A 16,648-nucleotide genomic window follows, 5' to 3' on the forward strand; every position below is an offset into this window, starting at 1 on the left:
TAGGTTTTTGCTCACTTTTATAAAGATTTAGGCACAAAACGGATTTTGTGAAAAAATCTGAACTTACGCCTTGAGCTTGCGGGACTTATGTTGTAATATATTTGGTAATAAATAGATAGAAAGTCCTATCTGGTGGAGAGTGATTCCCATGCGTGATAAGGTGATGCAACGTTGGAGCACCTACGAGCCGTTTTTCGTAGCTCTTGGAGACAAAAAAGTGGCTGACATCGTCATTACCCATCATGCCAAAATGCGGTATGCAGACCGTATTGAGCCCACACGTAATGATGATGACCATATTGCGGCTTGGTTATGGGAGTGTCTGAAGCAGGACCGTATTACGCCATACTACCGTAATGAGCAGGACGTCTACCTCATCGACGAGGATGTGGTAGTGGTTGCGGAATTTTCCGAGCTTGAAGGTGAATATGACATCGCCGGCAATCCTCTTCACAAGATGATTGTAGTTACCTTTTTGGGGCGAATGTCAGAGACCATTGAGCTCCGTGACCTGAAATCGTATTATTCCTGGTTGAGGCATTCCAGACGAATGACTCTGGTGAAGAACAGTCGGAAGCATAGGTAATTCAGAAGAAACATTTAAGATTTTAGCCATGATATATTCAAGCTACATCGCATGCAGACAAGCTGCATGCTTTTTTTGTTGGAATTCAAGAAATCGGCTACAATGAAGTAAGTGTACAGAAGAGGGGCGAAGATATGAATTTTCATCAGTTGCATATTTTTTACACCGTGGCGGAAAAGGGGAGTTTTTCAGCAGCTGCGCAAGCCTTACATATGACTCAGCCTGCAGTGACGATGCAGATTCAATCACTGGAGGACTATTTTGGCACCAAGCTGCTGCACCGTTCAACCAAGAAGATAGAATTATCCGAAGCTGGGCGAACCCTGCTGCCGCATGCCAAGCGGAGCGTGGAACTGGTCAGGCAGACCGATGAAGCTATGTCGGCATTCACGCAGATGCTTCAGGGGAGATTACAGCTCGGTGCCAGTTTGACCATTGGCGAATATGTTTTACCGAGGATGCTTGGTCCCTTTGCAAGGCAATATCCCGATATCTCGATCGTAATGAAAGTGATGAATACAACGCAAATTATGGACGATATTTTGAAACACCAGTTGAACTTTGGTCTGATCGAAGCCCCGATCCATCATCCCGACATGATTGTGGAACCGGTGATGCAGGACGAATTGAAGCTGATTGTTCCGGCAGGTCACGCGCTCGCCGATCGCGGGGAAGTGGAGCTGGAAGAGGTTATGGTATATCCGTTTGTACTGCGGGAGAAGGGCTCCGGTACAAGACAGGTCATGGAAGACCAGCTGCAGAAGAAAAACATTGACCCGCAGGACATGAATGTCGTGATGGAGCTTGGAAGTACGGGTGCAGTGAAATCGGCGGTTGAAGCTGGTGTGGGTATTACCATGCTATCTCCTTCATCCGTTCAGCATGAATTAGCACTTGGTCTCGTGCATATTGTTGAGATCCGCGGACTTGCATTCAAACGACAATTCTATGCCATTCATTTGAAGTCTTCCCTGCTCCCTCTATCTGCAGTAGCTTTCTTGAACTACTTGAGACAGCAGGAGAACACAGGAGCGGAAGAAATGATGGATAAAGGAATTAAGTAATCGTGAACACAACCATGTAGCAAGGAGATGTTGTTAATGGATCAACCTAACGGACGCTGTGATCTTCATACGCATAGTCAGGCTTCGGATGGTATGCAGTCACCTGCCGAAAATGTAAGGCTGGCCAAACAAAAGGGACTGTCAGCCGTTGCAATCACGGATCATGATACAGTAGCAGGTGTGGCAGAGGCACAGCAGACAGGCCTGGAATGTGGTATCGAGGTTGTAGCCGGCGTTGAGATCAGTACCCGCGCTGGAGGCAAAGACATCCATGTGCTGGGTTATTATATGAATATAAAGGATGAACTCTTGCTGGAGCGGCTGCATGGACTTCGTGATGCACGGGAGGAACGCAATCATCGCATTATTGCCAAACTGCAGGAGCTTGGTCTTGATATCAGCTGGGAGGAAGTTATTGAGGGGCTGGGACGTCCTCTGGAGCCGGATGAGAGCATTGGCAGACCGCACATGGCTGATGTCCTGGTCAGCAAAGGCTATGCTGTCGATATGAGGGATGCTTTTGATCGATATCTGGCGGAAGGTAAGCCAGGCTTCGTATCGGTTCCACGTGTCGCTCCTGAAGATGCCTGTCAGTGGATTAGAGAGGCAGGGGGAGCCGCAGTTATTGCACATCCGGGTCTCTATGGAGATGATGAACTGGTTCGCCGGATCATTGAGCAGTCCCGTCCAGACGGAATTGAAGTATTTCATTCCGACCATGGCCCTGAAGAGGAACACAGGTATGCCGCATTGGCACATGAATTTGATTTAATTGTGACAGGTGGCTCAGATTACCACGGTGTGAGACAGGGGGTTGTTTTTCACGGGGATCTGGGGAGCAAGACGGTAGCATTGGATGTGCTTGAACAACTGCGGACAGCGGCAAACCGCCAACTATAACACAAATTGAAAAGCCCAGAACACGATATTCTCTGTTCTGGGCCTTTTAGTGTCATTTTGTTTATGGTTGCACCAGCGGCCTATCCGTTTTTGATGGAGGATGGCAGGCTTTTGACCAACTCTTCATTGGGCGTCACAAATAGTGTTTTTTGATGATCGTAGATGACGAAACCTGGCTTGGCACCGCTTGGTTTCCGTACGTGACGAATAAAGGTATAGTCCACAGGAACACTGCTTGATTCCTTGGCCTGACTGAAATAAGCTGCGAGCTGTGCTGCTTCCTCCAGCGTAGCTTCCCCGAAGTCCGTGCTGCGAATGACAACGTGTGAACCCGGGATGTCTTTGGTGTGCAGCCATGTATCATTGGCCGACGCCAGACGGTTAGTGACATATTCATTCTGCAAGTTGTTTTTGCCTACCAGAATATCAATCCCCTCAGTCGAGGTAAACTGATGTACGGTTGGACGATCGTTTTTCTTTTTCTTCTTGCCTTTTTTGTTGCGGTCGCGAAGATATCCCTGCTGAACCAGTTCTTCACGGATCTCTTCAATATCGTTCATGGAGGCGATGGACAGCTGCTGCAGCAGGTTGTCCAGGTAGACGATCTCGTCCTTGGTTTTGCCAAGCTGCTCATGAATGACAGCCAGACTGTTCTTATATTTGTTGTACCGCTTGAAGTAACGCTGCGCATTGTCCGATGGTGTAAGCAGGGGATCGAGTGCGATGGTAATGGTTGCCTGATCTTCATCATAGAAGTTTACAAGCTCAACGCTTTTGTCTCCCTTGCTAATCTGGTGAAGAGAAGCAAATAACAATTCACCCCATAATCTGTATTTTTCCGCGTCATCGGCTTCGACCAGATCCTTGTTCAGATTATCGAGTTTTTTGACGTTTTTGCTTCGTTCGTTTTGCAGAAAACGCAGCAGATCACTTACCTTTTGCTTTACCGTATCCCGCTCGGCTTTATCCCCGTAATAATCCTCCATGCATTTGCTCATCGTGTCGTAGGTCTTCTCCGCATCCTGAATACTCTGAAGACGGACAGCTGAGAAGATCATTTTCCCTTTGGCATTCAGTCCTGTGATAGGGGTGTAGTTATTCTCTCTCACAGGTTCCATCACAGAATCAAAGGCATTCCAGAGGGTGTTCGCCTCGGCCGACGCGTCTCCATTGTCACGATTAGAGGCACGAGCAGTAATCTCGCCTGCGATCAGCGGACTCAGGCCGCTGAATGAATCCACAAGCCAGCGGGCAGCCTCTTCTTCCGTTTCAGAGTAACCCTTGAGGAATGCAGCGCTGTTCACTTCCAGCGGATTGACTTTGTGCTGTTCTGGCGGAGCAGTGTAGGAAAAGCCGGGCATGATGACCCGATAGCTGCTGATGGAAGGGGTAACGTGATGTATACCGTCCAAAATCGTTCCCGTAACTGGGTCGAGCAATACGATATTGCTGTGACGCCCCATGAGCTCAATGATGATTCGTTTTACGGATACGTCACCGAGTTCGTCGCGTTGACGAACGTCGATGTGGATGATCCGTTCCATGCCGATCTGACGAATCTCTTCTATAATGGCTCCCTCGCAGTGCTTGCGCAGCAGCATGCAGAACATTGGTGCTTCTGTAGGGTTTAAGAATGTCTTCTCCGTAAAGTGCACACGGGGATACGTCGGACTGGCCGATATCAGCAATTTGCTGTTCCCGCGTTGTGCACGAAGGGTCAGTACGACATCATGGCCGTTAGGCTGATGAATTTTGCTAATGCGGCCGCCTTTGCAGCCCTGCAGTTCGTGTACGATGGCTCGTGTAACAATGCCGTCCAATGCCATATTTTTCAACTTCCTCTCTATCTATAACTGAAACACACAACTGGAATATGTAGAAATCAGAACCGGTTGCAGTTCGTTTGTCACTTGCCTTCTTGCATAAGATAACTCGGCTTTTACTGCGTTATGACCGCAGACTTTTATTTTAGCCTATTCTGTCCATCAGGGAAAGGATTCACCATCCGGGTGCTAATTGGGGTCCTGTCCGAATACATATAGAGCAGGTAGTTTGTCCGGCGTGACATACAGCTGCCTGTTAGCGATCACGAGCAGCTGTATGAACGTCTTTTACAGGAAATATAGACTGGGAGGGGAACCTTGAAGCATGGAACAGACCAAGTGGCATCAACTAAGCGTAGAAGAGCTTCGCAGCACGCTTGACGTCAGTCTGGAGGAAGGATTGACGGATGAAGCTGTTGCGCAGAAGAGGAAGGTCGCCGGTTCAAATGAGCTGAGTGAAGGAAAACGTATATCCCCAATTACACTGCTGCTTAACCAATTTAAGGACTTTATGGTGCTCGTTTTGATGGGGGCGACACTGGTGTCCGGATTGCTCGGAGAATATTTGGATGCCGTTACCATTGTGGCGATTATTGTGTTAAATGCCATTCTGGGCTTCGTACAGGAATTTCGGGCTGAGCGTTCCCTCCGCGCATTGAAGCAGCTGTCCGCACCTCTTGCCAAAGTTGTTCGGGCCGGTCAGGAAGTGCAGCTTGCTGCCAAACAGCTGGTGCCTGGAGATATCATCCTTGTCGAGAGTGGAGATCGCATCCCGGCTGATGTAAGATGGCTGGAAACGAACAGTCTGGATGTGGAGGAATCGGCACTCACTGGAGAATCGGTTCCGGTAAGCAAGCACTGCAACCCCATTGCAGACGATGCCGTACCGCTCGGCGATCAGAAAAACATTGGATTTATGGGCACCATGGTTACCCGCGGGACGGCCAGGGGCGTTGTCATTCGGACAGGCATGGATACCGAGATGGGCAAAATTGCCGATCTTATCCAAAATACAGAGGAACAGGAGACGCCGCTTCAGCATCGTTTGGAGCAACTGGGCAAAATACTCATTTTTGTCGCACTGGGACTTACCGTGATGGTTGTTGTAGCTGGTATTTTGCATGGACAACCGGCGATTGGGATGTTCCTTGCTGGTGTCAGTCTGGCGGTGGCTGCCATACCTGAAGGTTTGCCGGCGATCGTCACGATTGCACTTGCGCTGGGTGTGCAGCGAATGATTAAGCGCAAAGCCATTGTGCGAAAATTACCTTCTGTCGAGACACTTGGTTGTGCCTCCGTGATCTGCTCGGACAAGACAGGGACATTAACCCAGAACAAGATGACAGTGACCGATGTATGGCTGGAAGGTCGCAGTATCCAAGTCACCGGGGACGGGTATGCACCGGAAGGACAGATGCTGGAAGACGGCCATACGGTGGAGCTGAAGAGTGATCAGACGCTGCGAAGACTGCTTCAGATCAGTGCGTTATGTAACAATGCGAGTATTGTGGAAAGTTTTTCGGAAGAACGCAATAAGAAAAAGGGTAAGGATGGCAAGAAGGAGGCGATCAAGGAGGATGGCGTCGTATGGGAGCTGAAAGGCGATCCAACCGAAGGAGCGCTCGTCACCCTGGCTTCCAAAATGGGTCTTACTCCTGCCGGTCTCAAAGAGTTATATGTACGTCAACAGGAGTTCCCGTTCGATTCGGACCGCAAACGAATGTCTGTCCTTATCCAGCATCAGGGAGGCCGCATGGTCTACACCAAGGGTGCCCCTGATGTGTTGATCGGACAATGCAGCTATATTTTATGGGAAGGCAAAGTTGTGCCCTTCACCGGAACGTTGAGACAGAAAGTGATGGCTGCAAACGAGAAGATGGCCGGAGCAGCCCTGCGTGTCTTGGGGATGGCTTATCGTGAAGTACGCCCTGAGGAAAAAGTGGATGACGAACAGGCTGCCGAGAATCAGCTTGTATTCGTTGGACTTGCAGGCATGATTGATCCGCCTCGGAGAGAAGTCAGAGATGCGATTGCAACTTGCCGTAGAGCAGGTATCCGGACGGTCATGATTACGGGTGACCACGGGACTACTGCTGAGGCGATAGCCCAGCAGCTGGGCATTCTTCCGCGGGGCGGAGGTTCGTTAAGCGGGCAGCAGCTTGCAGGATTGACGGACGATGAGCTGGATAAACAGGTGGAAGGCATCTATGTCTTCTCCCGGGTGTCACCTGAGCACAAGCTCCGGATTGTAAAGTCCCTGCAGCGTAAAGGCCATGTCGTAGCGATGACAGGGGACGGTGTCAACGACGCACCAGCGATCAAAGCGGCGGACATCGGGATTGCGATGGGAATTACAGGTACGGATGTGACGAAAGAGGCATCTGCCTTAATTCTCAGTGATGATAATTTTTCTACTATTGTAGCCGCGATTGAAGAAGGGCGTAATATATATGAGAATATTCGGAAGTTTATTCGGTACTTGCTTGCTTCCAACGTGGGCGAGATTTTGACGATGTTCTTCGCGATGATGATGGGACTGCCGCTGCCGCTCGTGCCCATCCAGATTCTGTGGGTGAACCTCGTGACAGATGGCCTGCCGGCCATGGCACTGGGTGTGGATCAGCCGGAGAAAGACCTGATGGAGCACAAGCCACGCGGCGCCAAGGAAAATATTTTTGCCCGGAGACTTGGGTGGAAAATCATCAGCCGCGGTGTATTGATTGGATTATGTACATTAGGTGCGTTCTGGCTTACTCTTCAAGCAGCTCCGGATCAACCGGGTCAGCTTATCAAGGCACAGTCCGTGGCTTTTGCAACACTTGTACTGGCTCAGCTTATTCATGTATTTGACTGCCGGAGTTCGCGCTCCATTTTCCACCGGAATCCGCTCCAGAACAAATATCTGGTTCTTGCAGTGATCTCGTCCGTCGTGCTGATGCTGGTTGTGATGTACGTAGAACCGCTGCAGCCGATCTTCAAAACCGTACCGCTCGGCATGCGTGAATGGGCCATTTCCATTGTTGCCGCAGGTATCCCAACGTTCCTGATGGGGGCAGGCAGTGTCTGGGGTGGCCGTCGTAACCGTCGCCGGATGGGTCCTGGAAGCTTCGTACCGAAAAGTACAAAGTTTTCGGCATAAAATCAATAGCATTTCCTTATCGTTTTCGTTATGCTATCCTCAAAATGATTCGGGGCGAAAGCCTTCGACATTTTGCAGGATAGCTTTTTTGTGTAAACAGGCAAGAATAACGCTTTGGCAGCAGACTGCCAAAAGGAGTGGGCAAGGATATGGAATTTACAAAAATGCACGGACTTGGCAACGACTTTATCGTTGTATTTGGAGAAAAACAGCTTCCGGCTGATGCAGCAGAGCTTGCTGTGAAATGGTGCAACCGTTTCTTCGGCATCGGTGCGGATGGACTCGTTTATATACTGCCTTCGGAGAAGGCGGATTTTCAGATGCGCATCATGAACTCTGATGGTTCGGAAGCGGAACAATGCGGCAACGCGATTCGCTGTGTAGCGAAGTATGTTTATGACCATGGTCATGTAACATCGGAGCACATCACAATTGAAACCATCGGCGCTGGTGTGCAGCCGGTAATCCTTAATGTACTTAACGGCAAGGTGGCAACCGTTCGTGTAGATATGGGCGAGCCTATTTTGGACGGGCTTCAGGTTCCGACAACGGTAGATGCTAATCCTGTAGTGGATCATTCTATTGAAGTGAACGGACAGGCGTTCAAATTCACGGCAGTTTCGATGGGAAATCCCCACGCTGTCATTTATGTAGATGATGCAGTGAACTTTGATCTCTCGACTTGGGGGCCGGTGCTGGAAGTTCATCCGATGTTCCCGAAAAAGATCAATGTTGAGTTTGCCACTGTGCGTGATCGCGGATTCGTCGATATGCGTGTATGGGAACGCGGTGCGGGTCCAACCCTGGCTTGTGGGACCGGAGCTTGTGCAACGCTTGTGTCCTCCGTATTGAACGGACATACGGATCGTACAGCAGTTATTAGCCTCAAAGGCGGGGACTTGCATATTGAGTGGAACGAAGCTGACAATCATGTGTATATGACCGGACCGGCAGAGGTTGTTTTCAAGGGAGTCACTTCATAAGATGACAGATTAAGCCAAGAGGCCTTCGGGCCTCTTTTTTTGACTGAATTTCATGGAAAACCTGTGTTTTTCTACGTTATTGATCGGCTTTTGTGTTACATTAGTATGAAATGATCAGCTAGGCGGGGGGAAAAGGGATGAAGGCGGATTTGCGGAGTGTCTTGCAGGAACGAGTTCTCATTGGAGATGGGGCGATGGGAACATATCTGTACCAAATGGGTTTCCCGGTTGGAATTTCATACGAAGAATTAAATTTGGTCTCACCTGAAGTGGTAGCAGATGTGCATCGTCGTTATTTGGAAGCGGGTACTGAAATATTTGAGACCAATACGTACTCTGCCAACTATGACAAATTGTCCAAGTTCGGACTGGAATCGAAGGTGACGGAAGTCAATCGTGCGGGTGCACGCATTGCCAAGGAGGTCGCCGGTTCAAACGGATACGTCCTAGGGGCCGTGGGTTCCATTCGTGGAGGCAAGCGGACCAATGTATCGACAAGCGAACTGAAGCGTTTTTACGAACAGCAGATTTTTGCCCTGCTTGAAGAAGGGGTTGACGGGATTCTGCTTGAAACCTTCTATGATATCGAAGAGATGGATATCGCCCTGCTGCAGGCTCGCAAGCTGAGTGATCTGCCGGTGATTGGGCAGTTTGCAGTTGAGGATATTGGACATACGCTGGATGGATACACGATGCCGGAAGCGTTCCGGATCATGCGTGAGCAGGGTGCGGATGTGATTGGGTTTAACTGCCGTTCTGGTCCAAACGGAATTATGCGTGCCATGGAAACCGTATCCGGGCGAATCGGAGTTCCGATGTCTGTTTACCCTAACGCGGGGGCGGCAGACTACGTCGATGGCCAGTTCCGTTATGGTGCCACACCGGAATATTTCGGGCAGACCGCGGTGCAATTCGCCGATCTGGGCGCCCGTATTATCGGTGGATGCTGCGGTACAACGCCTGATCATATTGCGGCAATCGCACAGGCTCTTTCCGAATACACTGCAGCACCCATCGTCCTGCCTGACCCAACAGAAGCAAAACCGCGTATCGTACTGCATGAAAATGTGGATGAACGGTCCGGCCGTGGTGGACAGCCGACCATTGTGGATCTGGTCAAACAGCGCCACACCGTTATCGTTGAACTCGACCCGCCTCGTGACCTGGATATTGCCAAATTCATGAAAGGTGCCGAAACACTGAAAGCCGCTGGTGCGGATGCGCTGACACTGGCTGACAACTCTTTGGCGGTAACCCGCATGAGTAATATGGCTCTGGGACATCTCGTTCAGGATCGTACGGGCTTACGTCCGCTTGTACATATTGCTTGCCGTGACCGAAATCTTATTGGGACCCAGTCACACATGATGGGTTTTGATGCTCTCGGTATCAACCACGTGCTTGCGGTTACAGGTGATCCAGCGCGTTTCGGTGATCTTCCCGGATCCAGTTCCGTATACGATCTGACTTCATTTGAAATTATACGTATGATCAAGCAATTGAACGACGGTGTAGCGTTCTCCGGCAAACCGCTTAAACAGAAGGCAGGTTTTGTCATCGGAGCAGCGTTTAACCCGAATGTGAAACATCTGGATAAGGCGGTTCAGAGGCTGGAGAAAAAGATTGCCTCCGGAGCCGATTACATTATGACTCAGCCTGTCTATGACCCGCAATTGATCGTAGCCATGCATGAGGCGACCAAACATTTGGAAGTGCCTATTTTCGTTGGTGTAATGCCGCTGGCAAGTGGACGAAATGCAGAATACCTGCACAACGAAGTTCCAGGCATTCAGCTGTCGGATGAAGTTCGTTCTCGCATGGCTGGTCTCGAAGGAGAAGAAGGACGGGCAATGGGCGTAAAAATTGCCAAAGAGCTATTGGATGTGGCAGCAGCCCATTTCAAGGGGATCTACCTGATGACTCCGTTTATGTTCTACGGCATGACTGCCGAACTGACCCAATATGTATGGGAGAAGTCCGAGCACCAATGTCCTACTTGTTTCAACCCTAATAATCAATTACAATAGTGTAACGGATGTGATGCCGATGTCATTCAGTATGACCGGATACGGTCAATCTGCCTTTCATTTTGGAGGCTTCAAGGTACAATTGGAGATCAAATCCGTCAATCATCGTTACTGTGAAGTGATGATGCGCATGCCAAAAGAATGGACATGTTATGAAGACGGATTGAGGAAAAGAGTACAGAGCCGGCTGAAGCGAGGGCGGATTGATGTTTATGTAATGAAAGAAAAAGATGAAGATCAGGCTCTTCCTGCCGTGCTTAATGAGCAGGCAGTCAGGGCCTATCTGCAGGCAGCAGAACAGCTGGAATCCCGCTTTGGGATGCAGGGCAAACCGAGCATTATGGACATGCTTTCATTGCCGGATGTCATGGTTCATTCCGATGGAACGAGTTCAATTCCGGAGGAAGAGAAGGACGAATGGGAGCGTGTGCTGCAGCAGAGCTTGGAAGAGGCCTTGTCCAGTCTGGAGCAAATGCGCGCGCGTGAGGGTCTTCATCTGGCCAGTGATCTGGAACGGCGGATTAGTCGTCTGGAGTCGCTGCATACCGAGATGCTTGCTCTTGCACCTACTGTGGTATCAGATTACCGCAACAAGTTAAGACAAAGGCTTACGGAAATGCAGGAGGAAGGCTCTTTCCCTTTTGACGAGCATAAATTGGGTATGGAAATTGCTGTGTTTGCCGATCGTTCTAACATAGAGGAGGAGCTTACGCGTCTACTCAGCCACTTCGGACAGAGCAGGGAACTGCTGAAGAGTGAAGAGCCGGTAGGCCGCAAGTTAGACTTTCTTATTCAAGAGATGAATCGGGAAGTCAATACGATTGGATCAAAAGCCAACCATTTGGCTCTGGTGAACCGTGTTGTCGAGATGAAGGCGGAGCTGGAGAAAATTCGCGAGCAGGCGGCGAATATCGAATGAACGGCCATATTTCGGCAAGAGAGTCGCATGTATAGGGGGAAGAACCTGATTATGGCAATCAAACTCATTAACATTGGATTCGGTAACATCGTATCGGCGAACCGGATTATATCCATCGTAAGTCCGGAATCGGCGCCGATCAAGAGAATTATACAAGAGGCAAGAGATCGTCATATGCTGATAGACGCAACGTACGGAAGACGTACTCGTGCCGTGATTATTACGGATAGCGATCATGTCATTCTGTCGGCGGTTCAGCCTGAGACGGTCGCCCATCGTCTTTCTTCGAAAGATGATGACAACGACGAATAAAATGGAGTGTAATATGTCTAAGGGATTACTGATAGTGTTGTCCGGCCCATCTGGGGTCGGGAAGGGTACAGTATGCAGCGCTTTGCGCAAACGTGTGCCGGAGTTGATCTATTCTGTGTCTGCAACGACTCGCCAGCCTCGTCTGGGTGAAGAGCATGGTGTGAACTACTTCTTCAGAAGTCATGAAGAGTTCCTGAACATGATTGCTGAAGACCAGCTGCTGGAGCATGCAGAATATGTAGGTAACTATTACGGAACACCACGTGACTTTGTGGAGAAAACGATTAACGAAGGCCGCGACATCATTCTTGAGATTGAAGTTCAAGGCGCGTTAAAAGTAAAAGAGAAGTTCCCGGAAGGGATTTTTGTATTTCTGCTGCCTCCTTCATTGGACGAGCTCAAAGATCGCATCCAGGGACGCGGTACGGAGAGTCAGGCAACCATTGATCACCGGATGTCCGTAGCCGTGGATGAGATTAGTCTGCTGGAGCAGTACGATTACGCAGTCGTTAATGACGAGATTGATTTGGCGTGCAAACGAATAGAAAGCATTATTATCGCCGAACATTGTAAGATCAATAAATAATTTTTTTGGCTGCCGCAGGATGCAATTATTCGGAGAACTGCTGACATATATCTATAGATGGTCAGACGAAGTTCGGTTCATGTGAACGACTGAATGGTTGCATTCTGTTGGGCGGGTCAAAGGGATTATACTAATGCAAAGAGGTGTTTTGTAAACATGCTGTATCCTTCTATTGATGAAATGATGAACAAAGTCGACAGCAAGTATTCTCTTGTTGTTGCTGCTTCCCGCCGGGCCAGACAGCTTCGTGAAGGCGAAAAAACGGATCTGAGAAATGCGAGATCCCATAAACAGGTTGGCGTTGCACTCGAAGAAATTTATGGTGATCATCTCGTTGTCATCAAAGGACAGGACGAAGAGGAAGAAGAGTAAGCCGCCTGCGGCTGCTCTTCAACTGCATACGGCGCAAGCCGGACTTATTTGACAACCGCGAGGTTGTTATTTTTTTCTCTATTCATCGTTTATACGTCGTATATATCGGGGGAAATAACCATGTTGAACGGTAAAAAAATCGTACTTGGCGTGACTGGCGGCATAGCCGCATACAAGGCGGCTACATTATGCAGTAGACTGGTGCAAAAAGGGGCGGACGTTCACGTCATTATGACGGACTCTGCCAAACAGTTTATTACCGAATTAACGCTGCAAACGTTGACCCGAAATGTAGTCTACAGTGATACATTTGATGAGCGTGAGCCATCGGTTGTATCACATATTCATTTGGCCGATATGGCCGATTTGGTTCTGGTTGCTCCGGCAACAGCCAATGTTATTGCCAAAATGGCACATGGCATGGCTGATGACATGCTCTCCACAACACTGCTGGCAACGACCGCTCCGGTAATGATCGCACCTGCCATGAATGTTCATATGTATGATCACCCAGCTGTCCAGCACAATATGCGTCTGCTTTCCGAGCGAGGAACACTGATGATTGAACCAAGTGAAGGACAGCTCGCATGCGGATACGTGGGTAAAGGGCGATTGGAAGAGCCGGAGACAATTGTTGAGGTGGTTGAACGTTTTTTTGAAGATCAGGCAGCAGCCAAACAGGGCTTGAAACAACAGTCCCCCTTGTTAAAAGGCAAAAAAGTGGTCGTGACGGCCGGAGGGACGATCGAGCGTATTGATCCTGTCAGATATATTACCAATGACTCATCCGGCAAAATGGGATTTGCTATAGCTGCAGCAGCACGTGATTTGGGAGCAGAGGTTACGCTCGTTATGGGCAGTACACAAGTTCAGCCGCCAACAAATGTGGAAGTGATTCGGGTGCAGTCTGCCCAGGATATGTACGAAGCGGTCTCGAGTCACTGGGAACATGCTGATATTGTCGTTAAGGCTGCGGCAGTTGCCGATTACCGTCCCAAGGAAGTACATGAGGAGAAAATAAAAAAGAAAGGCGATACGCTATCGCTGGAACTTGTTAAAAATATAGATATTCTTGAAACATTAGGGAAGCAAAAGAATCATCAATTTCTAATTGGTTTTGCCGCAGAGACCCATTCTGTAGAGATGTACGCAAGGGAGAAGCTGGAACGGAAAAACTGTGATCTGATCGTAGCCAATGACGTTGCCCGTCCGGGTATCGGATTTGGAGCAGATACCAATGCGGTTCATATATATGACCGTGAAGGGTTGGTGGAAGAGCTTCAGGTGATGTCTAAGGAGGACATAGCTCACCGATTGCTTGCGATTGCGGCGGAGCGCATTGCCGGGAGGAATTAAATATGGAGATCGCCAAGGTTATTGTCGATGTTCCGGTGAAACAGACCGATCGGCCCTTTGATTATCTGGTGCCGGAATCGATGCGTGATTGGATTGAGATTGGCAGTCGGGTAGGTGTACCTTTTGGACATCGAACCGTGCAGGGATTTGTGGTTGATCTTGTACCGCGTACCGGAACAGAATCCTTCAAGTTGAAGCCTATTCAGGAACTGTTGGACATCGTTCCCCCCTTGTCAGAAGATCTGGTGCAACTCGCGGAGTGGATGAGTGAGCGATATGCCAGCAACCGCATTTTATCGCTGCAGGTCATGGTGCCGACTGCACTGAAAGGTAAAGCAGAACGATATATCTCTATTGGGGATGCACTGGATGGACAGCAGGCCGGAGCATCGTCGGATGAAGATGTCCTCTTCGTGTGGGGAGAGGAGTCCACTTCCGAGAAGGTGCAGCAGGACATTATACGTTTTGTTCAAAGTCGGGGACAGGTGCCTTTGCAGCAATTGAGCCGTAAATATCCCAATCATGCAGCGTTGATCAAAAAGCTTCTGCTTGGCGGTGTATTGCTGGAGAGCCAGGCAATCAAGGACAAGCTGAACAAAAAAACGATGAAGGCAGTGGATTTGGCGGTAGATGCGGCTGCGGCGCAGGAGGCGCTTGTATCTTTCCCTGCTAAGGCACAGCGGCAGAAGGAGGTTCTTGCTTTTCTGCTGGAAATGAAAGAGCTGCTGCCGATGCCGATGAAAGAATTGCTGGCCACGCTTCAAGTGTCTGCGGCTACCGTCAAAGGGCTTGAGGAGAAAGGGCTGCTGGTAACGGAAGACGTGGAAGTCTTTCGTGACCCTTACCAGGGCAGAAAGTTTCGCGCCACTGAACCGCTTGCTCTTACCGCAGAGCAGCAGAATGTGTACGATAAAATAAATGGCCGATTACAGGAAAGGCGCCATGGCGTCTTTTTGCTACATGGTGTAACAGGCAGCGGTAAGACCGAAGTATATCTGCAGACGATCCAGCAATGTATTGAGCAGGATCGGCAGGCGATTGTGCTTGTGCCTGAGATTGCCCTCACACCACAAATGGTTGAGCGGTTTAAAGGACGATTCGGAGACCAGGTTGCCGTTATGCACAGCCGTCTTTCGGGTGGAGAGCGTTATGATGAATGGCGCAAAATCCGGGAAGGACAAGTAAAGGTTGCCATTGGCGCACGTTCCGCTGTTTTTGCTCCATTTGACCGACTGGGTCTAATTATTATGGATGAGGAGCATGAGACCTCTTACAAACAGGAAGAAACGCCGAAATACCATGCCCGTGATGTAGCTGTAAAAAGAGCACAGCAGCATCAGGCTGTGGTGGTCCTGGGCTCCGCGACGCCTTCGCTGGAAAGTTACTATGCCGCACGTTCGCAGAGCAATGATGATTTTTCCCCGCTGCTGCTGGAAATGCCTACTCGGGCGCTTGGCAACAATCTGCCGGATGTGCGGATCATTGATATGCGCGAAGAGTTGAAGGATGGCAACCGTTCGATGTTCAGCAGGGCTCTGCACAAGGGACTAGAGGAACGCTTGGAGCGCGGGGAGCAGACCGTTTTGCTATTGAACCGCCGAGGCTATTCCACTTTTGTCATGTGCCGCAGCTGCGGTTATGTAGCTGGCTGCCCCGAGTGTGATATTTCACTGACGTATCACCAGCGTTCAAACAATCTTCGGTGTCACTATTGCGGGTATGCGGAAGCTGCTCCCGAGGTGTGCCCGGAATGTGGCAGTGAACATATCCGTTACTTTGGTACAGGTACGCAGCGAGTGGAGGAAGAACTGGCCAAGTTGTTTCCGGGAATACGTGTAATCCGCATGGATGTGGACACAACGACGGAGAAGGGGTCGCATGAGAAACTTCTGAAGCAGTTCCGGGAGAAAAAAGCGGATGTGCTGCTTGGTACCCAGATGGTTGCCAAAGGATTGGACTTTCCCGATGTTACCCTGGTTGGTGTCATCACGGCAGACTCGGCACTGAACCTGCCCGATTTCCGGGCTGCCGAGAAGACCTTCCAGCTGTTGACCCAGGTAGCGGGCCGTGCCGGGCGCCATCAATTGCCTGGAGAGGTTTTTGTGCAGTCCTATACGCCGGAGCACTATTCCATTGGACATGCAAGCCAGCATGATTATGTTTCTTTTGTGCGTGAGGAACTGCTTCACCGCCGCAATCTGCAGTATCCGCCGTATTGCCGCCTTATTCTGGTGACCTTTTCGCATGAGCAATTGCCTGTACTAATACGGCTGGCTGAAAATTACACACGTCTGTTGAAAGAACGTGCCAATGCAGCAGGCTGGCTGGGAAGCCTCGACCGTTTCAGCAACGATGCCTTCGACGTGCTAGGGCCTGTAGCCTCGCCCATTCCCCGGATCAAGAATAGATACCGATTCCAATGTATGATAAAATGGCGGGGGGATGTAGACGCTATCGGAATTGCCCTGGAGACAGCCCGGCGCATGGACGATGATGTTCAGGCGCAAAAACTGCTCATTAGTTTGGATGTAGACCCGCAAATGTTAATGTAAGCATGATGCATCGTTTTCCATGGACACTT

At 49.7% G+C, this 16,648-nt stretch carries 13 protein-coding genes; 12 read left to right on the forward strand and 1 reads right to left on the reverse strand.

Features of this window, described 5'->3' with window-relative positions; all coding sequences use genetic code 11:
* Positions 1 to 148: 148 nt before the first annotated feature.
* From AC3WQ3_RS04110 to AC3WQ3_RS04120, 3 genes are all read left to right on the forward strand, one after another.
* Positions 149 to 586, forward strand: coding sequence for a hypothetical protein (locus AC3WQ3_RS04110; protein ID WP_095290252.1), 438 nt, complete (start codon positions 149 to 151; stop codon positions 584 to 586).
* Positions 587 to 720: 134 nt separating this feature from the next.
* Positions 721 to 1,650 (forward strand): selenium metabolism-associated LysR family transcriptional regulator, encoded by a 930-nt coding sequence (locus tag AC3WQ3_RS04115; protein WP_492471511.1) that lies wholly within the window; start codon positions 721 to 723, stop codon positions 1,648 to 1,650.
* A 36-nt stretch (positions 1,651 to 1,686) separates the two neighbouring features.
* On the forward strand, positions 1,687 to 2,550 hold the full coding sequence (locus tag AC3WQ3_RS04120) for a PHP domain-containing protein (RefSeq protein ID WP_336780633.1): 864 nt from the start codon (positions 1,687 to 1,689) through the stop codon (positions 2,548 to 2,550).
* Between the two features lie 80 nt (positions 2,551 to 2,630).
* On the opposite strand, the gene AC3WQ3_RS04125 is transcribed toward AC3WQ3_RS04120, so the two are convergent.
* Positions 2,631 to 4,376: an Rqc2 family fibronectin-binding protein gene (locus AC3WQ3_RS04125; protein ID WP_492471512.1), complete on the reverse strand. Its 1,746-nt coding sequence runs from the start codon at positions 4,374 to 4,376 to the stop codon at positions 2,631 to 2,633.
* A 322-nt stretch (positions 4,377 to 4,698) separates the two neighbouring features.
* On the opposite strand from AC3WQ3_RS04125, the gene AC3WQ3_RS04130 reads away from it, so the two are divergent.
* The 9 genes from AC3WQ3_RS04130 to priA all read left to right on the forward strand — a co-directional run bounded on the left by AC3WQ3_RS04130 (position 4,699) and on the right by priA (position 16,619).
* The gene (locus AC3WQ3_RS04130; protein ID WP_492471513.1) at positions 4,699 to 7,512 is read left to right on the forward strand and encodes a calcium-translocating P-type ATPase, SERCA-type; all 2,814 of its coding nucleotides are present in this window, start codon (positions 4,699 to 4,701) and stop codon (positions 7,510 to 7,512) included.
* A 149-nt stretch (positions 7,513 to 7,661) separates the two neighbouring features.
* On the forward strand, positions 7,662 to 8,495 hold the full coding sequence (gene dapF / locus AC3WQ3_RS04135; RefSeq protein ID WP_492471514.1) for a diaminopimelate epimerase: 834 nt from the start codon (positions 7,662 to 7,664) through the stop codon (positions 8,493 to 8,495).
* Positions 8,496 to 8,632: 137 nt separating this feature from the next.
* Positions 8,633 to 10,522, forward strand: a complete 1,890-nt coding sequence (locus tag AC3WQ3_RS04140) for a bifunctional homocysteine S-methyltransferase/methylenetetrahydrofolate reductase (protein WP_492471515.1) — start codon at positions 8,633 to 8,635, stop codon at positions 10,520 to 10,522.
* A 19-nt stretch (positions 10,523 to 10,541) separates the two neighbouring features.
* The gene (locus tag AC3WQ3_RS04145; protein ID WP_336780638.1) at positions 10,542 to 11,441 is read left to right on the forward strand and encodes a YicC/YloC family endoribonuclease; all 900 of its coding nucleotides are present in this window, start codon (positions 10,542 to 10,544) and stop codon (positions 11,439 to 11,441) included.
* A gap of 51 nt (positions 11,442 to 11,492) precedes the next feature.
* Positions 11,493 to 11,753 (forward strand): extracellular matrix/biofilm regulator RemA, encoded by a 261-nt coding sequence (remA, locus tag AC3WQ3_RS04150; RefSeq protein WP_006209218.1) that lies wholly within the window; start codon positions 11,493 to 11,495, stop codon positions 11,751 to 11,753.
* A 13-nt stretch (positions 11,754 to 11,766) separates the two neighbouring features.
* Entirely contained in the window at positions 11,767 to 12,339 is a 573-nt protein-coding gene (gmk, locus tag AC3WQ3_RS04155) for a guanylate kinase (RefSeq protein WP_090901057.1), read from the forward strand.
* A gap of 156 nt (positions 12,340 to 12,495) precedes the next feature.
* Positions 12,496 to 12,711, forward strand: coding sequence for a DNA-directed RNA polymerase subunit omega (gene rpoZ, locus AC3WQ3_RS04160; RefSeq protein ID WP_095290265.1), 216 nt, complete (start codon positions 12,496 to 12,498; stop codon positions 12,709 to 12,711).
* 120 nt (positions 12,712 to 12,831) lie between these two features.
* Positions 12,832 to 14,067 (forward strand): bifunctional phosphopantothenoylcysteine decarboxylase/phosphopantothenate--cysteine ligase CoaBC, encoded by a 1,236-nt coding sequence (gene coaBC, locus AC3WQ3_RS04165; protein ID WP_492471516.1) that lies wholly within the window; start codon positions 12,832 to 12,834, stop codon positions 14,065 to 14,067.
* A 2-nt stretch (positions 14,068 to 14,069) separates the two neighbouring features.
* Complete coding sequence (gene priA / locus AC3WQ3_RS04170) at positions 14,070 to 16,619, forward strand: primosomal protein N' (protein ID WP_492471517.1); 2,550 nt, start codon at positions 14,070 to 14,072, stop codon at positions 16,617 to 16,619.
* Positions 16,620 to 16,648 lie beyond the last annotated feature (29 nt).

This window comes from Paenibacillus sp. FW104-T2 (genome assembly GCF_058789975.1).

Bases quoted from the DNA above. Each gene is read 5' to 3' on its own strand.
- AC3WQ3_RS04110 (WP_095290252.1), top strand. From the start codon at position 149: ATGCGTGATAAGGTGATGCAACGTTGGAGCACCTACGAGCCGTTTTTC.
- AC3WQ3_RS04115 (WP_492471511.1), top strand. From the start codon at position 721: ATGAATTTTCATCAGTTGCATATTTTTTACACCGTGGCGGAAAAGGGG.
- AC3WQ3_RS04120 (WP_336780633.1), top strand. From the start codon at position 1,687: ATGGATCAACCTAACGGACGCTGTGATCTTCATACGCATAGTCAGGCT.
- AC3WQ3_RS04125 (WP_492471512.1), bottom strand. From the start codon at position 4,376: ATGGCATTGGACGGCATTGTTACACGAGCCATCGTACACGAACTGCAG.
- AC3WQ3_RS04130 (WP_492471513.1), top strand. From the start codon at position 4,699: ATGGAACAGACCAAGTGGCATCAACTAAGCGTAGAAGAGCTTCGCAGC.
- dapF (WP_492471514.1), top strand. From the start codon at position 7,662: ATGGAATTTACAAAAATGCACGGACTTGGCAACGACTTTATCGTTGTA.
- AC3WQ3_RS04140 (WP_492471515.1), top strand. From the start codon at position 8,633: ATGAAGGCGGATTTGCGGAGTGTCTTGCAGGAACGAGTTCTCATTGGA.
- AC3WQ3_RS04145 (WP_336780638.1), top strand. From the start codon at position 10,542: ATGTCATTCAGTATGACCGGATACGGTCAATCTGCCTTTCATTTTGGA.
- remA (WP_006209218.1), top strand. From the start codon at position 11,493: ATGGCAATCAAACTCATTAACATTGGATTCGGTAACATCGTATCGGCG.
- gmk (WP_090901057.1), top strand. From the start codon at position 11,767: ATGTCTAAGGGATTACTGATAGTGTTGTCCGGCCCATCTGGGGTCGGG.
- rpoZ (WP_095290265.1), top strand. From the start codon at position 12,496: ATGCTGTATCCTTCTATTGATGAAATGATGAACAAAGTCGACAGCAAG.
- coaBC (WP_492471516.1), top strand. From the start codon at position 12,832: ATGTTGAACGGTAAAAAAATCGTACTTGGCGTGACTGGCGGCATAGCC.
- priA (WP_492471517.1), top strand. From the start codon at position 14,070: ATGGAGATCGCCAAGGTTATTGTCGATGTTCCGGTGAAACAGACCGAT.